Raw genomic sequence first — 1702 nt, 5'->3', positions numbered from 1 at the left:
GCCGCACCAAATGCTGCAAATGTGGCGGCCATTTTGTGACCGACCCGTATGAGAACGCCCGCCACTATGAGTGCGGCTTGTGCACCCCACCAGCCCGTGCTGGCAAGAGTGCCAGCACCGGCGGGATTTTGTTGCACTAGCTCAATAGCGATTCAGCGGCACTCGCCCTGCCCTTTCTGCCATTACCCCATGCGGTCTCGCCGCGCCAAGGCAGGAAACAGTCGCAGCCAAAGACCTGCGACCAGCAAGGTGCCGACACCACCCAACACCACCGAGCCGACCGGCCCCATCAGTGCAGCGGTTGCACCGGACTCAAATTCGCCTAACTGGTTGGAAGCCCCGATAAAAATTGAATTGACGGCCGAAACGCGGCCCCGCATTTCGTCAGGCGTTTCCAACTGCACCAGGGTCATGCGCGTCACCACGCTGATGCTGTCGGCCGCACCGGTGATGACCAGGGCCCACATCGACAAACCGAAATCAGTTGACAGCCCGAACACCACCGTCGCCACGCCAAAAACCGCCACGGCGGCCAACAGTCTATGCCCCACCTTGCGGTGCAGTGGCCAGCGGATCAGCACCAGGGACATCACGAGCGCCCCGGCCGCTGGCGCCGCGCGCAGCAAGCCCAGTCCTACCGGACCCGTATGCAAAATATCACGCGCATAAATGGGCAACAAGGCGGTGGCACCACCCAGCAAGACGGCAAACAAATCCAGCGACGTCGCGCCCAGCAACACTTTGCGCTGCCAGACAAAAGCAAACCCGGCCAGCACACTACCCCAGGTGGCGGCCAAGGTTGAGGGCCGGTGGGCGTAGCGCACCACCAGGGTCAAAGCCCCCGCCATCAGCAACAACGCAGCACAACTTCCGTAGACGGTCACGGGACCGGTCGTATACAACACACCGCCCAGCGCCGGTCCGCAAATGATGGCCGCCTGCATCCCGCTGGAACTCAAGGCAATGGCGCGCTGCAGCAATTCCTGCGGCACCAGCAGGGGCGTGAGCGCCTGCTGCGCCGGCATCTGAAAAGCCCTCGCCACGCCCAACACCACCGAGATGCCCAGAATCAGTTCCCGAGTGGCGAAGCCGCCTTGCGTGGCCACGATCAGCAGCAGGGCAATGAGTGCTTGCACCCCCATGCAACTGGCAAAGATACGGCCACGGTGCAAGCGATCGGCCAAGTGCCCGGCCGGCAAGGTCATCACCAGCGCGGGCAGAAACTGAAACAGGCCCACTAAGCCCAGATCCCAGGCGCTGGAGGTGATGTCATACATGTGCCAGGCCACGGCCACCATCAGCATCTGGTTGGCCGTGACGCCAGCCAGTCGGGCTAACCAGAAACGAACGAAAGACTGCTGGGCGAGGAGCCGGGGGAAACTTTGATTTGACATGGATTAAGCTTAGCAGCGCCAGGGATGTCCCTTGCGTCCTAGTCCAGAGACCTCCGGTCAGCGAGGTTTATAAAAACAGGATGACAAACGCCCGGTCGTTTTAAAATCACCTTTTGGAGAAATGGACAAGTCGCTTAGTGGCACCCGGAACCGACGGTTCCTGGCACCCGGAACGCCGCAGAAGACGGCTACGACTTGCACGCTGATGAAAGAGTGAAATTGGTGAAGAAGGCAAGTTGGCATGTGCGACTGGGCACGCTGGAGTGGTCGCGCTATACCTATGAACGACCCGAAAACGATCCGCTGCG

General features: G+C 61.0%; 2 protein-coding genes. One reads left to right on the top strand and one right to left on the bottom strand.

The genetic code is table 11. From position 1 onward, the window contains the following. Positions 1–140, top strand: a 140-nt coding sequence (locus tag WCG50_RS19285) for a FlhC family transcriptional regulator (protein WP_336900031.1), incomplete at its 5' end; no start/stop codon positions are given. Between the two features lie 42 nt (positions 141–182). Here WCG50_RS19285 and WCG50_RS19280 read toward each other — a convergent pair. Beyond that, positions 183–1394: an MFS transporter gene (locus tag WCG50_RS19280; RefSeq protein ID WP_336901211.1), complete on the bottom strand. Its 1212-nt coding sequence runs from the start codon at positions 1392–1394 to the stop codon at positions 183–185. Positions 1395–1702 lie beyond the last annotated feature (308 nt).

It is taken from the genome of Rhodoferax sp., assembly GCF_037143375.1.
GTDB lineage: Bacteria > Pseudomonadota > Gammaproteobacteria > Burkholderiales > Burkholderiaceae_C > Rhodoferax.
Note: the sequence above shows the minus strand (reverse complement) of the source record. Positions and strands in the feature narration are given on the sequence as shown.